Here is a 15,561-nt window from a genome sequence, read left to right on the forward strand (position 1 = left end):
CAATTTTTCAAAGAATGGATGTTGAATCATGAAAATATTTCAAGCCCAAGGGTTGACAAAATCTTACGGGGAAAAAGTGCTGTTTGACAATCTTTCTTTCCATATCGGCGAACAGGAACGGATCGGCCTTGTCGGCGTCAACGGCACCGGAAAATCGAGCCTGCTCAAAATCATCGCGGGACAGGACGAAGCGGATAGCGGGGAACTGAGCGCGCCGAACGATTATACCATTGGTTATTTGCCGCAGGAGCCTGAACTGGATCCGGCCTTTACGGTTCTTGAACAGGTGTATAATAGCGGGTCCCCGGTTATGGCGCTTTTGCGTTCCTATGAAGAGGCGCTGCTTGAAGTCGGGAAGGATCCGGGAAATGCAGGCAAACAGGATCGATTGTTCCGGCTGCAAAAAGAAATGGATGCCGCCGGTGCATGGGAAGCCGGCGCCAATGCGCAGACGGTCCTTTCCAAACTCGGCATCCGTGATTTGAACAGAAAAATTTCGGGATTGTCAGGCGGGCAGAAAAAACGGGTCGCCCTTGCCCGGGTATTAATGGAAACACCCGATTTGTTGATTTTGGATGAACCGACCAACCATCTCGATTATCCGGCTGTCAAGTGGCTGGAAGAGTTTATTGCAAAATATCCCCGTTCTGTCCTGTTCGTGACGCATGACCGCTATTTTCTCGACCGGGCGGCAAACCGGATTTTCGAGCTGAGCGGCGGAAAACTGTACAGTTACATAGGGAATTACCAGGATTTTATGGAAGCAAAAGCGCGGCGGGAAGAAGCGCAACTGCAGCAGGAGGAAAAACGGAAAAATTTGTACAGGCGGGAACTTGCCTGGATGAAGCGCGGGGCAAAGGCGCGTTCGACAAAACAAAAAGCAAGGATCGGGCGTTTTGAAGAACTGGAATCCAGCCTCAGTAAAAGCCCCCGGCAGCAGGAAGCCGATATCGCTTTGTCCGGAAGCCGCCTTGGCAAACAGGTTTTTGAACTGCAGCATGCGAATAAGGCGTTCGGACCGGAGACGATTTTAAAGGATTTCAATTTGCTCGTAAAGCCGGGTGACCGGATCGGCATCGTCGGGAAAAACGGAAGCGGAAAATCCACTTTGATGAACATTCTCGCAGGCAGGATTCCGCTTGATTCCGGGGAACGCCTCACCGGGCAGACCGTCAAGATCGCGTATTACCGCCAGGAAACACCAGGCATGGATGAAAATAAGCGGATGATCGAATATATACGGGAAGCGGGGGAGACGGTGACAACAAAAGACGGGGAAACGATTTCCGCCGCGCAAATGCTGGAAAGATTTCTTTTTGGCATGCACACGCACGGCACCCCGGTCAGGAAACTGTCGGGCGGCGAAAAGCGCAGGCTGTATTTGCTCAGGCTCCTGATGTCGCGGCCGAATGTCCTGCTTTTGGACGAACCGACGAATGATCTCGATACGGAGACGCTTACCGTGCTTGAAGATTATATTGGTGAGTTTCCGGGCGTCGTCATCTCGGTTTCACACGACCGCTATTTTCTTGATAAAACTGCGGAGCAGCTGCTCATTTTTGAAGGCGGCGGCAAAATCAGCCGCTTTTTCGGCCGTTACAGCGACTACCTCGAAATCGCGCATGAAACGCCGGCACAGGAGGAAAAAATGGATGTGCCGAAGCCTAAACGGGAACCGAAACGGAAAAAATTGTCTTACCACGAGCAGCGGGAATGGGAAGAAATAGACGAAAAGATTGAAGCGTGCGAGCAAGCCATTGCCGCACTGAACGAACAATTGGAACAAGCCGGCTCCGATTTTGTCAGGGCCTTGGACATTTCAAAAGCGCTCGAGGAAGAAAACGGACGGCTGGAAGGCCTCATTGAACGCTGGAGCTATCTTTCCGAGCTGCAGGAAGGAAAAGACAAGTAAACATATTTGGGGAAGGAGTCCCGTTTTGCCCGGAAGTGTAGCATGTCTCGCCGCTTTCCGGGCTACGGGAAGGAATGGGCGGCAGCCGGAAGTTTTTTGAAAGGAAAAAATGTTGCGCCGGCGAACGCACGAAAGATGTTTCTGATTTTCATGGTACGCTTGATATTTACGAAAAGAATCAACTCATTCGTGTATCCACTGTGATTATGTTAAAATGCAAGTAGACTTGATGGGAAAGGCGGTGTGGAGATGAAAATTAAAGCGATTGAACCAACGCCGAGCCCGAATACGATGAAAGTCGTATTGACGGAAGCACTGCCGGACGGCGCCCGCAGCAATTATAAGAAAGGGCAGGAAGAAGGCGTGCCGCCGCTGATCCGCCGTATCCTCGATATCGAAGGCGTGAAAGGCGTATACCATGTTGCGGACTTTCTCGCGGTGGAGCGGCATGGCAAAACGGACTGGCAGGACATTCTGCCGAAAGTGCGTGAGGTGTTCGGGGAAGCGGAAGCAGAAACCGGAAACAGCCCCCGTGCCAATGAGCATTTCGGGGAAGTCCAGGTGTTTGTCCAGATGTTTAAAGGCATTCCGCTCCAGGTCAAACTGGCGGACGGGGAACAGGAAAAACGTTTCGGGCTGCCGGCTTATTTTGCCGAGGCGCTTGCCGCTGCGCAATTGGAAGGCGACAATTATGTTTTCTTGCGAAAATGGAAAGACTTCGGCGTGCGGTACGGGGAGATGCAAGAAATCGGTGCGGAAGTCACAGAAGAAATCATTGCCGCTTATCCGAAAGAAAGGCTAAACCGGCTTGTCAATGAAGCGCAGCATCCGGAGCAGGTTCAAGCCGCCAAAAAAAGGCTGAAATTAACGCCCGGCATGCTGGAAACGGATGACTGGCGCAAAAGGTACCGGCTCCTTGAACAAATGGAAGACCCTGATCTTTCCGACCTGCCTGTCCTGGAGAAAGCCCTGGAAGATGAAAAACCATCGATCAGGCGGCTTGCCGTTGTTTATTTGGGCATGGTGAAAGACAAGCGGGTGCTGCCGCTATTATACCGCGGCCTGCACGATCCGAATGCAAGCGTGCGGCGGACGGCAGGCGACTGCCTTAGCGACCTCGGGTTCAAAGAGGCATGCGGGGAAATGGCAAAAGCGCTTAAAGATAAAAGCAAAATTGTCAGGTGGCGCGCCGCCATGTTTTTATACGAAGCGGGCGACGAGGCTTCTCTCCCGGCCTTAAGGGAAGCGGAAAACGACCCTGAATTTGAAGTCAGGCTCCAGGTCAGAATGGCGATTGAGCGGATTACAAAGGGTGAAGAAGCAAAAGGCTCGGTCTGGAAGCAGATGACAGAAGCAAGGCAAATCCAGCCATAATTAAAGGAGGACATCAACATGTCAATGGCATATGAAGAATACATGCGGGCGCTTATTACCCCGATGAGGGAAGAATTGACGGCAAACGGGTTTACGGAACTGCGCACACCGGAAGAAGTCGAGGCCTATATGGAAAAAGCGGAAGGCACCACGCTGGTTGTCGTGAATTCGGTTTGCGGCTGCGCAGCCGGGCTTGCGCGTCCGGCAATTGTCGAAGCGATCCGGACGGCTGAAAAGAAGCCAGACCATCTTGTCACGGTATTTGCCGGTCAGGACAAAGAAGCAACGACAAAAATGCGTGAATATTTTACCGGCATCGAACCATCCTCCCCTTCCGTAGCGCTTCTTCAAGGAAAAGAAGTAGCCCATTTTATCCCGAGGAGCGATATCGAAGGGCATGAAGTCGAAGAAATCATCGAAAATCTGCATGCCGCTTTTGACCAATACTGCGCGTAAAATAGCGGCCCCGTTTGCATCATTCCGGGTGCAAAATGGGGCCTGTTTTTTCTGTGTAAATATTATATAATAAATACATATTCGAACTGTCGGGATATGGAGGGGATCGCGTGAAAAACTGGCTGAAAAAATCAATGGTCATCCTTGTTTCTGTTTTAACATTCGGCCTTGTCCCCCCTTCCCATGCAATCTGGAATCATCTCTATAAAACTGGCAATGAAACGGCGGAAACGACTGCTGCTTATTCCAACCGGACAGCTGCCACAAGCCGCAAAATGGACCGTGCCGCGCTTGTCCGGTCGTTCGTTGAAGATGCAGAAAAACGGGCTTATCTGAAATTCGGGGAAAGGATCAGGCCTGTCATTGAAGACGAGTTCCGTACTGCCGTTTTGCCAAATATTCAAACCGCCATCGCGGAAACGCTGCAGGAATACCCGCAGGACAAACTGCCGCTGCTCGCTGTTTCAGACCAGCCGAGTGCGGGAACCGGTGAAAAAATGTTTCATATATACAATACGGAAACAAATAAAGACATTATCCGTTTCCATGTCCGGCGCGACCATCCGCCCGGCGACGGCTACTATTTTAATTTCCATTACCATGTGGCCTTTGACCATTTCCAAACGCACCGCCATCTTGGCACCATTTACTGGGGCAAAAACATGCCGCCGCAATGGATGAAAGGGTAAAGGCGGGATGAATGCCTGCCGCGGCAGCAGCTGGAAACAAACAACGCCTTAACGGATAAAAGGCTAAAGCAGGGTGGAGACGGGCAACCCCAACATCCACGCGGACATTCCATGCACTTTTTGCAAACGCAGTGAATGTAGCACCAGCAGAAGGATATAAAATGAGCGAAATATGGCTGCTCTGTTGCCGGCTGCAACAAAGAATAATCATGCAAATGGATCGCTTTGCCCCGAGGTTCATATTCTACAGCGCAATTTTTCGGGATAGAAACCCGGATATTTGAATGACAAAGGATGGAATCATGATGAAACAATATTTGGATCTTTGCCGCGAAGTGCTTGAAAACGGCGTCAAAAAAGATGATCGGACCGGTACCGGAACGATCAGCGTTTTCGGCCATCAAATGCGGTTTCATTTGCAGGACGGTTTCCCGCTTCTGACAACAAAGAAACTGCATTTGAAATCGATTATTTATGAACTGCTCTGGATGCTGAAAGGAGATACGAATGTAAAGTACCTCCAGGAAAACGGCGTCCGCATTTGGAATGAGTGGGCAGATGAAAACGGCGACCTCGGCCCGGTTTACGGGCAACAATGGCGTTCATGGCAAACCCGGGACGGGCGGACAATTGACCAGATCACCCAGGTCATTGAACAAATTAAAACCAATCCGGATTCCAGGCGCCTGATCGTTAACGCTTGGAATGTCGGGGAGATTGACAGGATGGCCCTGCCGCCGTGCCATTGCTTTTTCCAGTTCTATGTGGCAAACGGCAAGCTGTCATGCCAGCTGTACCAGCGTTCGGCCGATATTTTCCTCGGCGTACCGTTTAACATTGCTTCTTACGCGCTGCTTACGATGATGGTTGCGCAAGTCACGGGTCTGGAACCAGGGGATTTTGTCCATACGCTTGGCGATGCCCATATTTACTTGAACCATATCGAACAAGTGAAGCTGCAGCTGGAACGGGAGCCCCGCAAGCTGCCGAAAATGGTTTTGAATCCTGAAGTAAAAGACATTTTCTCCTTCCGGTACGAAGATTTTACATTAAAAGATTACAATCCGTATCCGCATATTCCGGGGAAGGTGAGTGTATGATCTCCTTCTTATGGGCGGAAGATGAAAAAGGCGTGATCGGAAAGAACAACGCGCTTCCGTGGCATCTTCCCGAAGACCTGAAGTATTTTAAAAATGTAACAATGGGCCATCCGGTCGTCATGGGGAGGCGGACGTTTGAATCGATCGGAAAGCCGCTTCCCGGCAGAACGAATATTGTGATGACGAGAGACCCGGATTTTCAGGCGGAAGACTGCGTCGTTGTCGCCGGCAAAACAGAATTGTTAAAATGGGCGGATGCACATGGCGGCGAGATTTTTGTCACCGGCGGCGCGGAGATTTTTGCCCTGCTGCTCGAAGAAGCGGAAAAATTGTACCGGACGAAAATACATGCTGACATGGAAGGCGATACTTATTTTCCGCCCGTTGACTGGGAGGAGTGGGAAATGGCTTCCAGCACGAAGGGGATAAAAAACGAAAAAAATCCTTATGACTACGAATTTCAAGTGTTTGTACGGAAAAGGTAAAAAACCATGGAAACATTCCCATGGTTTTTCGCTGTGCCATCAGACATAAAATAAAATAGTGAAGTACATAAACGCGCTGCCGGCAATGACAAAAATATGCCAGATCGCATGGGAATAAGGAAGGTTTTTCCATGTGTAGAACACGGCGCCTACCGAGTAGCAGATTCCGCCTGAAAAAAGGAGCCAGAATCCCGGAGCCGAAAGCCCTTTATACAAAGGCTCAATCGCAATAAGGATCAGCCAGCCCATGATTAAGTACAGCATCGTGGACAATAATTTAAAGCGGTGAATGAGAAAACATTTTCCGGCAATGCCAATGGCAGACACTCCCCACACGACCGAAAACAGCACCCATCCCAAAGTGCCATGCAGCGTAATCAGCACAATCGGCGTGTAGGTCCCTGCAATTAAGATGTAAATGGCAGAATGGTCCAGAATGGCGAGAAATGTTTTCACTTTCGTCCAGTAAAAGCTGTGCAGCAGTGTGGAAAACAAATACAAAAGCAGCATGGAAACCCCGAAAACAAGAAAACTTCCTAGATAGAGCGGGTTATTCTTTTCTGCGGCGAAAACGACGAGCATAACCATCGCCGGAATGCTGAGCAGAAAACCGATGCCATGCGTAACGGCATTGGCCAGTTCCTGTTTCCAGGATGAAAGCAGTGTTGAAGTTGCCAAAAATTTAAACCACCTTTGTCTATGGGCTTCTCTTAATTATAGTGTTTGGCGGGGAAATCTGCAATGGAAACATCTTGCGCTTTAAGCGGGTGCAATTTTATGCGTAAATCAGCAGAAGATCCCGTTTTTCATGTTATAATGGGTACATTGTAAATTCAGAAAGGCTTGAAAAGTGGTGTCAAACATGAAAAAATGGTTCATTCCTCTTCTCATCTCCGTTGCGCTTGCCTTATCGGGCTGTTCACACGGCATTACCGGCCTGTTGTTTAAACCGGCAAGCAACGAAAAAAAGATGGTGCCCGTTCCGCTGCACATCGTCTCGATCGGGGACTCCCTGACTGAAGGCGTAGGCGACAGCAAGGGGCGCGGCGGCTACACCTATTATTTGAAAAATGAACTGGACGCCTTAAAGGGTGTGAAAAAAACCACCATTGCCAATTATGGCGTAAAAGGGAACAGGACCGACCAATTGCTTGCCCGGCTCCAGGATGAAAAAATCCGGAAGTCCATCAAGGATTCAGATGTTGTTATGATTACCATCGGCGGCAATGATATGATGAAAGTGCTCCGTGAAAATATTTCCAATTTAAACAAGCAGGAGTTTGAGGCGGCCATTCCAGGGTACAAACAACGGCTCGATCAAATTTTCCGCCGCATCCGCGCGATCAATCCGGATGTAAAGATTGCGCTCGTCGGGCTCTATAACCCTTTTTCGAAGTGGCTGACCGATATAAAAGAAGTGGACCAAATGCTTGCAGCCTGGAATGATGCCAGCAAAGAGGTGGCATCGCGCTATAAAAATACCATTTTTATCCCAGTTGCAGATATTTTTGAGAACAACGAAGATGCATTGCTTTATGACGATCATTTCCATCCGAACGATGAAGGGTATAAACGGATGTCGAAACGGATTTACCGGTATCTCCTGAAAGGGAATTTTTTGGGGATTCCAAAATAGCAAAGTGGTAAAGGAATGATGCTTGCGTGAAAAGAAACCCATGGAAAATCGCTTTTTTTGCACTGGCTTCAGTGGTTGTGGCCTTTGTACTCGTGCTTTCCTTCTTTCTTTTTGTGCCGGATGGCCGCGTGCCCAAACCGGAAAAAACCGGAAAAACGATTGATTTGCGGGTAGAGACGAACAAGGCGGACTTAACAGCGCTCATTAACCGTTATTTGCGGGAAGAAAAAATAAAAGGGAAAGTGCTTTTAAATGATGAAGTCGTCTACTATGGAACTGTCGGGGTCTTTTCCGAAAAAATGCAGTATAAGATGACGTTTAAGCCGAAAGCGTTAAAGAATGGGGATCTCGTTTTAAAGCAAAAATCTGTATCCCTCGGTTCCGTCCATCTCCCGGTATCCTATATTTTAAAATTCGTCAAAACGACTTACCACCTGCCGAAATGGGTGATCATCCAGCCGGGCGAAAAACTAGTGTATGTCCAGCTGCAAAATATGAAGCTGGAAAACGGCGCCAAAGTAAAAGTCAACGAATTTGATTTGCAGCATGATGACATCTCGTTTACACTTGGATTTCCAAAATAACGCAAAAAGCCGGCCTTTAAAAGCCGGCTTTTCAATATGCCACAGAAGGTTTCGCCGCCGCCTGTGCACATTATACGGGTTTTAAACGATCCTTAACCCTTTCGGATAAAAGTTTTTCAAAATGCCGCCCGCTTCTTTGCTCCAGCCGAGCGGAAAACCGTCCACCGTGATCAGGACCCAGCCGCGATTCTCGCTTGTTCCCGGCAGTGTCTCCCCTTTTAAATAGCGGATGCATTCGCTGCTTCCGGCGCCGAGGTCTGTCCGGTGTTTGCATTGTCCGGCTTTCAGGGAAAGCGCGAGCGCGTGATTCGGTTCAAACCGGTTTTTTTTGAAAGCGCCGAGATGCAGGCCGCACCGGACAAGGCGGAGCCCTTTTAACTGCGGGCAGCTAAAAGGCAGCAGGAAAAGCTCGTTTTTATACAGAAAAAAGGAGCGCCTGCCGGGATCAAAATGCTGGAGGTTGTTTTCTGCAAAGGTTGCCCAGTCTTTTTCCTGTTGCTTTGAAAGCTTTGCTGTCTTTTCAGGCGGCACCGTTTGCCCCGCTTCCCCCGGGTGTTTGCGCATTTTTGCGGCAAAATGGCCTTCGCCTTTTAAGCGGTGCGGCCATAAACGCGCCGTATTGGACAAATCTTTCCGCTTTTCCGTTGCCCATTCCGGCTTTCCCGGTCCGACGCCGTGTTCATGGGGAATCGGCACCAGTGCCATGTCTTCATGCCGCGCCAAAAAAGCTTCAATCGTCTGTTCGTTTTCTTCCGGAGAAAAGGTGCAGGTCGAATAAACAAGGGTGCCTCCGGGCTTTAACATCTTCCAGGCGTGCTCCAAAATCGCGCGCTGTTTTGCCGCGCACGCTTCGACATGTTCCTGGCTCCAGAGACGCGCTGCTTCGGGATCTTTTCTGAACATGCCTTCCCCCGAGCAGGGGGCGTCAACCAAAATTTTATCGAAATAGTTTTCGAAATGCCGGCTTAGTTTTTCTGGCGTTTCGTTTGTTACAACGGTATTGGAGAACCCAAGCCGTTCGATATTTTCAGAAAGCGCGCGCGCCCGCTTCGGATGGATTTCATTTGCAAGCAGAAATCCGTTCTCGCCGATTCCGGATGCAATTTGCGTCGATTTGCCGCCCGGCGCGGCACATAAATCAAGCACTTTATCGCCTTTTTCAAGCCCGAGCTGCCCGGCGATAAACATCGCGCTCGGCTCCTGGATATAATAGAGCCCGGCGGCATGGTACGGGTGTTTTCCAGGCTTGTCTTTTTCTTCATCAAAATAATAACCGGAGGCAAAAGGAATTTTTTCCAAATGGAAAGGGTTGTGCGCATGCCATTCCGTTTCGCTCACTTTTGCCGGATTCAGGCGCAATCCGGATGCCCGCGGTTCCTCATAGGAGCGGAAAAAATCATCGGCTTCCTTTCCAAGCAGCTGCCCCATCTTTTCCATAAAGGTTTCAGGTAATTCCAATCATGAGACCCCTTTCCGTTAAAATCGCCGCTATGATCCATTATAATGAAATCGGGGCTTGCAGTCACGAAACTGGATGAAAACAACACCAACAGGTAAAATAAAAATAATCTATAGATAAAGGAGGGGATCCGCATGGCAGAGGAAACCGCGATTTTTGCCGGCGGATGCTTCTGGTGCATGGTCCATCCTTTTGACCAGTTGCCCGGCATTCAAAAAGTCGTTTCCGGGTACACGGGCGGAACAAAACCAAACCCGACATATGAGGAAGTGTGCTCCGGTGCGACCGGGCATACAGAAGCTGTTGAAATTACGTTTGATCCGGAAATTTTTCCTTACGAAAAGCTGCTTGACATTTACTGGCGGCAAATCGACCCGACAGATGCAGGCGGGCAGTTTTACGACAGGGGGTCCTCTTACCGGCCGGTTATTTTCTATCGGAACGAAGCCCAGCGGCAGGCGGCGGAAGCTTCAAAAAAAAGGCTAGAAGAGAGCGGGCGGTTTAAAAAGCCGATTGCTGTTACAATTGAACCGGCTTCCGCCTTTTATCCGGCGGAAAGTTACCACCAGGACTATTACCGGAAAAACCCAGCCCATTACGAGGCTTACCGGCAAGGTTCAGGCAGAACCGCTTATTTAAGCAACCATTGGAGGGATGAACATGAAGGATGAAGAACTAACCCCTTTACAATATGAAGTGACGCGGAAAAACGGAACGGAACCGCCGTTTCAAAATGAATACTGGAACGAGTTCCGCGACGGCATTTATGTCGATGTTATTTCCGGAAAACCGTTGTTCAGTTCAAAAGATAAATATGACGCAGGCTGCGGCTGGCCGAGTTTTACAAAGCCGATCGATGCCAGTGAACTCAACGAACAGCTTGATACGAGCCACGGCATGATTCGTACGGAAGTGAGGAGCAAGGCGTCTGACGCGCATTTGGGCCACGTGTTTCCGGATGGGCCGGGCCCCACGCATCTCCGGTACTGCATGAATTCAGCCGCGATGCGTTTTATTCCGAAAGAAAAGCTTGAGGAAGAAGGATATGGGGAGTATCTTGCGCTCTTTGAAGAAAAAGAATAAGCCGACTGGGCGGATGCACATACAAAACGGGCCCGTATCCCATACGATGCACTGTACAGAAAAACAGTTTTTTTGAGGAGTGAATGGGATGTATTACGGCCATGAAGGTGCTTACCCTGCATATGACTCCTGCTGCGGCTACGGATACGGTTATGGATACGGTTATGGATACGGTTCCGGTTACGGCTGGGGCTATGCAGGGCACAGAAACGGCTTTGCTTTAATTGTTGTGCTGTTTATTTTGCTGATCATTATCGGCGCATGCTGGATCGGCCCTAATTAAAAAACGGAAAAGGCCCGGGGCATAGCCCTGGGCTTTTTCAGTGTGTCTTTTATATTTTAAAGTTTCCGATCAGCTTGCGCAGGTTTTCTGCCTGTTTTGACAACTCCGAGGCTGCGGCTGTGACTTCTTCCATCGATGCAGACCCTTCCTCGGTACTTGCTGCGGTCATTTCCGTATTTGCCGCGGTATTCATGGCAATCTTGCTGACGGCATCGAACGAATCGGCGACATCGACAGAAAGTTTTTGCGTTTTTTCAATTTGGGCGGCCATGTCAATAATGACATTTGTCGTTTCATTCGTTTGTTTTTGAATGACTTCGAGCGAGTGCATCGTTTCATTGGAAATTTGCACGCCGGAAGTAACCGCCTCTACCCCTTCCTGATTCTGGCCGATAATGGTGCTAATTTCTTTTTGGATCGCACGCACAATATTTGTGACTTCCTGGGCGGCGGACTGGGATTGTTCGGCCAGTTTTCTGACCTCATCTGCAACAACGGCAAAGCCGCGCCCGTGCTCCCCGGCCCTGGCTGCCTCGATTGCCGCATTCAATGCAAGCAAATTGGTTTGTTTGGCAATCCCGGTGATCGTCATAATGATCTTTGTAATATCATCCGACTTTTCACCGAGCGCCTCTACCGTTTTGCTCGTATTTGTCATGATCGCTTCAATGCTCTTCATTTTGCCGGACGTTTCCATAATGGATCGGCTGCCTTTTTCTGCGGATTCTTTCATATGGAGCGAAGCCTGTTTTACCGTTTCCGCCTGCCGGAAAAGCGTATCGACCACTTCTTCAAGCGACTTCATTTTCGACAAGGATGTATCCATCTTGGCAGAAGTTTGCTCACTGTCTGCCGCGATTTCATTGGCTGTTTCCGCAATGGATTGGATCGTTTTCGATGTTTCTTCAGAAGAAGCGAGCAGCTCTTCGCTTGAGGCGGAGACACTTTCCGCCATCGCGGATACTTCTTTTACAAGCCGGGCAATGCCGTCTATCAGCTGGTTTGTGTCTCTTGCCAGTTTTGCCAGTTCGTCATTGGACGTCACTTCAATCCGCCTTGTCAAATCCCCGCCGGCATTTGCGATTCCCAAAATCGACCGGCTGATTTTTCTCGTGCTCGATTTGATGTTTTTCGTTAGGCTGATGCTGAGCATGACGGCCAGAACGATTGCAAGCAAGGAAAGGGTGACGGTTGCGATCCGCGCAATCAGGACGGAACGATGCAATTCGCCGATCCGGCTTTCCGATGCTTGTGTGGTGCTTGCGAGCAAATCATTGATGCTGCTTTTCAAATTTTTCATATAGCCGGATGCCTGGGAATCTTTCACTTGTGCAACCGCTTCTTGTTCCGATCCGTACTGTCTTGCTTCGACAACCCGGTCAACCGCGCCCACCCAGAAATTATAGGCTTCTGAAATTTTTTCGAGTTTTTTGCTCTGCAACCGGTTATCTTTCAGCATTTTTTGCAAGCGGCTTAACGTGCTGCTTGCTTCCTGTTTCCCCTGGTCATACGGCCGCAAAGCACCTTCCTTTCCGGAAATGGCGTAGTTCAGGGCGCCCGTTTCGATTTCGCCGGTCTGATTGAGCAGGCTTTGGACACGATCGTGTACGGCGAGATCATGCTGGACGACATGATTGATTTCATTCTCCAGCTCGCGCATGTTTATGTATGAAGTGACGGTTAATACAATGAGCAAGGCGGTTAAAACCCCGAATGAAATCACAATTTTCCCCCTGATCGTCTGCACATAATAAAGGGCAAGTCGATGCAGCTGGCGGTTCGGACGGGAATTTTTCCGTTTCTCGCTTTTTTGTCTTCTTTTTGCAAAAATGTTCTTTTTATTCAATCAAAAGCCCCTCCTTTTTACCCTGTGAACCGCAAAATCATCATTTATATTTTAAACATGTTTTCTATCTTTTTCTAGTTTTTTGTAAAAATTCCCTCTTCCCGTAATGCCGCCCTCCGTACTTTACGCGGGGGAGCGGATCGGCTATATTGGAGTAAAAATCATTTTGGGGGATACCAATGAAATCTTTTTACCAGTTTTTAATGAGATACAGGGATCCGCATCTCCGTGATGAGTTGACGGTTTTTGCCAACGGGGCATACAATGATCACAGCTTTCCGAAGCATTCAGCCAATTATCATGAAATCAGTTCCTATCTCGAATTAAACGGGCATTATATCCCGTCAATGTCGGTTTTTGACCGGGCATGGGAGATTTATAAAGGCGAAAGCAAATAACCGGCCGCAAATTGTGCTGTTCGCTTTTTCCGGGCCGCATGCATAGAATGAAGTAAAACGTGTTTCGTTTTCAAGGAGCATGAAAAATGGATGCAAAAGCGCCGAAGTTTCAAATTGGAGATACAGTTGTCGTAAAAGTATACGGAACGGTGGGAAAAATTACGGCTGTCAGACAGCTGGAAGGAGGGTATTTCTATGTGGTCAACGGCCGGGAAGGCCTCCTTGCCGAACAAAGCCTCGCCCGCCTGGAAGAATATGACGGGATCCTGTACAAGAAAGAAGAAGTCAATATAGAATTGAAATTTTTTATCGGGGATATTGTAAAAGTAAAAGGCTACGGCGGCGTCCTTTTTAAAATTGCCGGTTTCCGCACGGAGATTTGGCGGTATGCAGAAGATGCATGGGAAGATGTCATCTATGAAATGGTCAGCATTCCAAAGGGCGAATGGCTTGAAGCGGATGAAGACGAACTGTTGTTGATCGCCGATGCCGGGCAGGCCGATTCGTTTGTCAGCCGTTATCAATTTTTTTACCCGATGAAAAGCAGCCCCCTGTACCAGCTTGTCACTTCCGATTTGAAAACGCAGGAAAAAATCGACCGACTGCTCGATATGTACAATGATTATGCGCTGCTGTTAAATCTGTTTGGCGATGAGGCGTACAGGGCCATGCTTGAGGCGGTCAAAATGCAAATCCGGGTTCTTGCGGCGCACGGCGGCCCGGATTAGTTTGCCGGGTTTGGCATATCAGGCCGTACGGGGTCATATTTATATCAACAAACAGAACGAAACGCGGGGTGTCTGCGGGATGAAAAAAGGGGGCGTTTTTAATGGAAAATATGGATGTTTATATTGATACAGAAGAAATCGCCGCATTCTTTTTTAAAGAGCTCGTGAAAAGGGGATTTGCGCCCCGTGAAGAAGAACTGGACGAAATTGCCGATATTACTTTTGAATACTTGCTTGCAAAAAGCATTATAGACGAAGAATATGAAGACGATTCCATGTAAGGCGATCCTGTTTGCAGGACGTATGGGGAAAGGTGCAGCATCGGTATCCGAGACAGTCTTTTTTCGGTCCTGCACGAAATGGCACTTGATGTCCCTTTGAATTTGCCTTAAAATAAAAAAAGAGAAATCGCAGGGGGAGAAACCTGCGATTTTTTTTGGCAAAAGTTTTGGCAAAAGAGCGGGATGCGGACGGTTGTGCGCTTAACGGGAATGTGCCCGGTTTTCCCGCCGCAGAAAGATCCGGATGGGGCATCCATGCCGCTTCTTTTGCAGTACCGGCTGCAGAATGGGGAAGCAGCATCCATTTTGGAACAGAAGCCCATGCCGCAGTGAACGCGGCACATGAAGAAGGATCAAAAGCACAAATTTTTTAGGATAGAGAAAGGTGACAACATGAGAAAATATGTATATACCGGCCTTGCCGCGATTTTGCTGGCCGGCTGCAGCGTAACAAACGGAAACGAGCCGGAAACGGGCACCCATAAAAGCACCGCCCCGGCGAAACCAGCCCACACGGATACCGGAAAAAAAACCGGTTCCGGTTTGGTGCTTGATGCAAAATATTTTAACAAAATCAAAACGGTTAACGGGAAAAAAGTGATCCAGAATCCGGACAATATTTTGGCGCTTGTCAATAAAACCTATATTCTCGGGGATTACAAACCGAAAGACCTCGTCCGGCCGAATGTCCGCTTTTCATTTGGCGACGAAAGAATCGAAAAAAGCTATATGCGGAAAGAAGCAGCCGCGGCGCTTGAAAAAATGTTTGCCGCCGCCGAAAAGGACGGCATTGAATTATATGCCGCTTCCGCATACCGGTCGTATAACCGCCAGAAAGCTGTGTATGCGGCAGAAGTGCAAAGTTCGGGGGAAGAACATGCAGAACAGGCGGTTGCCATCCCGGGGTCGAGCGAACATCAGACCGGTCTCGCCGTTGATATTACAAGCCAGACCGCCCATTTTCTCCTCACACAGCAAATGGGGAAGCAGAAGGAAGGCATCTGGCTTGCAAAACATGCACATGAATACGGGTTTATTTTAAGGTATCCGAAAAACAAAGAGAACATTACGAAATATGAGTACGAGCCCTGGCATTTCCGGTATGTCGGAAAAGAGGCGGCAGCCGTCATTTACAAGCACGGCTGGACGCTTGAAGAGTATTTCGAACATGTACATAAGGCTGAATAAATCCTGGGCTCTTTTATTAAAAAGAAAAAGCTGGTAGAATAAAGAAGTTAGAAATCGGG

General features: G+C 48.8%; 19 protein-coding genes. 16 read left to right on the forward strand and 3 right to left on the reverse strand.

The genetic code is table 11. From position 1 onward, the window contains the following. The first annotated feature begins 28 nt into the window (after positions 1–28). The 6 genes from NSU00_RS06625 (at position 29) to NSU00_RS06650 (ending at position 6,016) form a co-directional block, all read left to right on the forward strand. On the forward strand, positions 29–1,912 hold the full coding sequence (locus NSU00_RS06625; RefSeq protein ID WP_061575772.1) for an ABC-F family ATP-binding cassette domain-containing protein: 1,884 nt from the start codon (positions 29–31) through the stop codon (positions 1,910–1,912). A gap of 249 nt (positions 1,913–2,161) precedes the next feature. Continuing rightward, on the forward strand, positions 2,162–3,286 hold the full coding sequence (locus NSU00_RS06630; protein WP_013859197.1) for a conserved virulence factor C family protein: 1,125 nt from the start codon (positions 2,162–2,164) through the stop codon (positions 3,284–3,286). An 18-nt stretch (positions 3,287–3,304) separates the two neighbouring features. After that, positions 3,305–3,742 carry a BrxA/BrxB family bacilliredoxin gene (locus tag NSU00_RS06635; RefSeq protein ID WP_013859198.1) on the forward strand — a complete coding sequence of 146 codons (438 nt, stop codon included), beginning with the start codon at positions 3,305–3,307 and terminating at the stop codon, positions 3,740–3,742. Between the two features lie 110 nt (positions 3,743–3,852). Then, a complete protein-coding gene (locus NSU00_RS06640; RefSeq protein WP_340703555.1) occupies positions 3,853–4,431 on the forward strand; it encodes a YpjP family protein in 579 nt (192 codons plus the stop codon). Between the two features lie 305 nt (positions 4,432–4,736). After that, a complete protein-coding gene (locus NSU00_RS06645) occupies positions 4,737–5,531 on the forward strand; it encodes a thymidylate synthase (RefSeq protein ID WP_041818991.1) in 795 nt (264 codons plus the stop codon). Further along, on the forward strand, positions 5,528–6,016 hold the full coding sequence (locus NSU00_RS06650) for a dihydrofolate reductase (RefSeq protein ID WP_237349234.1): 489 nt from the start codon (positions 5,528–5,530) through the stop codon (positions 6,014–6,016). The genes NSU00_RS06645 and NSU00_RS06650 overlap by 4 nt, the downstream gene beginning before the upstream one ends. Before the next feature lie 39 nt (positions 6,017–6,055). Here NSU00_RS06650 and trhA read toward each other — a convergent pair whose 3' ends face one another. Next, positions 6,056–6,694, reverse strand: a complete 639-nt coding sequence (trhA, locus tag NSU00_RS06655; RefSeq protein WP_340703556.1) for a PAQR family membrane homeostasis protein TrhA — start codon at positions 6,692–6,694, stop codon at positions 6,056–6,058. 184 nt (positions 6,695–6,878) lie between these two features. On the opposite strand from trhA, the gene NSU00_RS06660 reads away from it, so the two are divergent. Both NSU00_RS06660 and NSU00_RS06665 read left to right on the forward strand, forming a co-directional pair. After that, positions 6,879–7,652, forward strand: a complete 774-nt coding sequence (locus tag NSU00_RS06660) for an SGNH/GDSL hydrolase family protein (protein ID WP_340703557.1) — start codon at positions 6,879–6,881, stop codon at positions 7,650–7,652. Between the two features lie 26 nt (positions 7,653–7,678). Then, positions 7,679–8,236: a YpmS family protein gene (locus tag NSU00_RS06665; RefSeq protein ID WP_026683690.1), complete on the forward strand. Its 558-nt coding sequence runs from the start codon at positions 7,679–7,681 to the stop codon at positions 8,234–8,236. Positions 8,237–8,317: 81 nt separating this feature from the next. Here the strand turns inward: NSU00_RS06665 and NSU00_RS06670 are convergent, their stop codons facing one another. After that, positions 8,318–9,694, reverse strand: coding sequence for an RsmB/NOP family class I SAM-dependent RNA methyltransferase (locus NSU00_RS06670; protein WP_340703558.1), 1,377 nt, complete (start codon positions 9,692–9,694; stop codon positions 8,318–8,320). A 135-nt stretch (positions 9,695–9,829) separates the two neighbouring features. On the opposite strand from NSU00_RS06670, the gene msrA reads away from it, so the two are divergent. From msrA to NSU00_RS06685, 3 genes are all read left to right on the forward strand, one after another. Further along, complete coding sequence (gene msrA, locus NSU00_RS06675) at positions 9,830–10,366, forward strand: peptide-methionine (S)-S-oxide reductase MsrA (protein ID WP_340703559.1); 537 nt, start codon at positions 9,830–9,832, stop codon at positions 10,364–10,366. After that, complete coding sequence (msrB, locus tag NSU00_RS06680) at positions 10,356–10,778, forward strand: peptide-methionine (R)-S-oxide reductase MsrB (protein WP_017554655.1); 423 nt, start codon at positions 10,356–10,358, stop codon at positions 10,776–10,778. Before msrA ends, msrB begins: the two co-directional genes overlap by 11 nt. A gap of 88 nt (positions 10,779–10,866) precedes the next feature. Then, positions 10,867–11,061: a YjcZ family sporulation protein gene (locus NSU00_RS06685; RefSeq protein ID WP_133537431.1), complete on the forward strand. Its 195-nt coding sequence runs from the start codon at positions 10,867–10,869 to the stop codon at positions 11,059–11,061. A gap of 49 nt (positions 11,062–11,110) precedes the next feature. Here the strand turns inward: NSU00_RS06685 and NSU00_RS06690 are convergent, their stop codons facing one another. After that, positions 11,111–12,907, reverse strand: a complete 1,797-nt coding sequence (locus NSU00_RS06690; protein WP_340703560.1) for a methyl-accepting chemotaxis protein — start codon at positions 12,905–12,907, stop codon at positions 11,111–11,113. A 179-nt stretch (positions 12,908–13,086) separates the two neighbouring features. On the opposite strand from NSU00_RS06690, the gene NSU00_RS06695 reads away from it, so the two are divergent. From NSU00_RS06695 to NSU00_RS06715, 5 genes are all read left to right on the forward strand, one after another. Next, a complete protein-coding gene (locus NSU00_RS06695; RefSeq protein ID WP_017554653.1) occupies positions 13,087–13,305 on the forward strand; it encodes a YozE family protein in 219 nt (72 codons plus the stop codon). 86 nt (positions 13,306–13,391) lie between these two features. Continuing rightward, positions 13,392–14,033: a hypothetical protein gene (locus NSU00_RS06700; RefSeq protein ID WP_017554652.1), complete on the forward strand. Its 642-nt coding sequence runs from the start codon at positions 13,392–13,394 to the stop codon at positions 14,031–14,033. Between the two features lie 101 nt (positions 14,034–14,134). Continuing rightward, on the forward strand, positions 14,135–14,314 hold the full coding sequence (locus NSU00_RS06705) for a YozD family protein (RefSeq protein ID WP_013859210.1): 180 nt from the start codon (positions 14,135–14,137) through the stop codon (positions 14,312–14,314). A 155-nt stretch (positions 14,315–14,469) separates the two neighbouring features. After that, positions 14,470–14,688, forward strand: coding sequence for a hypothetical protein (locus NSU00_RS06710; protein WP_340702564.1), 219 nt, complete (start codon positions 14,470–14,472; stop codon positions 14,686–14,688). Between the two features lie 19 nt (positions 14,689–14,707). Next, entirely contained in the window at positions 14,708–15,502 is a 795-nt protein-coding gene (locus NSU00_RS06715; protein ID WP_340702565.1) for a M15 family metallopeptidase, read from the forward strand. Positions 15,503–15,561: the final 59 nt, after the last annotated feature.

Origin of the sequence: Weizmannia sp. FSL W8-0401, assembly GCF_038009125.1 — a bacterium.
Taxonomy (GTDB): Bacteria; Bacillota; Bacilli; order Bacillales; family Bacillaceae_C; genus Weizmannia; species Weizmannia coagulans.

Coding starts and splice junctions, on each gene's coding strand:
- NSU00_RS06625 (WP_061575772.1), top strand. CDS start 29: ATGAAAATATTTCAAGCCCAAGGGTTGACAAAATCTTACGGGGAAAAA.
- NSU00_RS06630 (WP_013859197.1), top strand. CDS start 2,162: ATGAAAATTAAAGCGATTGAACCAACGCCGAGCCCGAATACGATGAAA.
- NSU00_RS06635 (WP_013859198.1), top strand. CDS start 3,305: ATGTCAATGGCATATGAAGAATACATGCGGGCGCTTATTACCCCGATG.
- NSU00_RS06645 (WP_041818991.1), top strand. CDS start 4,737: ATGAAACAATATTTGGATCTTTGCCGCGAAGTGCTTGAAAACGGCGTC.
- NSU00_RS06650 (WP_237349234.1), top strand. CDS start 5,528: ATGATCTCCTTCTTATGGGCGGAAGATGAAAAAGGCGTGATCGGAAAG.
- NSU00_RS06660 (WP_340703557.1), top strand. CDS start 6,879: ATGAAAAAATGGTTCATTCCTCTTCTCATCTCCGTTGCGCTTGCCTTA.
- msrA (WP_340703559.1), top strand. CDS start 9,830: ATGGCAGAGGAAACCGCGATTTTTGCCGGCGGATGCTTCTGGTGCATG.
- msrB (WP_017554655.1), top strand. CDS start 10,356: ATGAAGGATGAAGAACTAACCCCTTTACAATATGAAGTGACGCGGAAA.
- NSU00_RS06685 (WP_133537431.1), top strand. CDS start 10,867: ATGTATTACGGCCATGAAGGTGCTTACCCTGCATATGACTCCTGCTGC.
- NSU00_RS06695 (WP_017554653.1), top strand. CDS start 13,087: ATGAAATCTTTTTACCAGTTTTTAATGAGATACAGGGATCCGCATCTC.
- NSU00_RS06700 (WP_017554652.1), top strand. CDS start 13,392: ATGGATGCAAAAGCGCCGAAGTTTCAAATTGGAGATACAGTTGTCGTA.
- NSU00_RS06705 (WP_013859210.1), top strand. CDS start 14,135: ATGGAAAATATGGATGTTTATATTGATACAGAAGAAATCGCCGCATTC.
- NSU00_RS06715 (WP_340702565.1), top strand. CDS start 14,708: ATGAGAAAATATGTATATACCGGCCTTGCCGCGATTTTGCTGGCCGGC.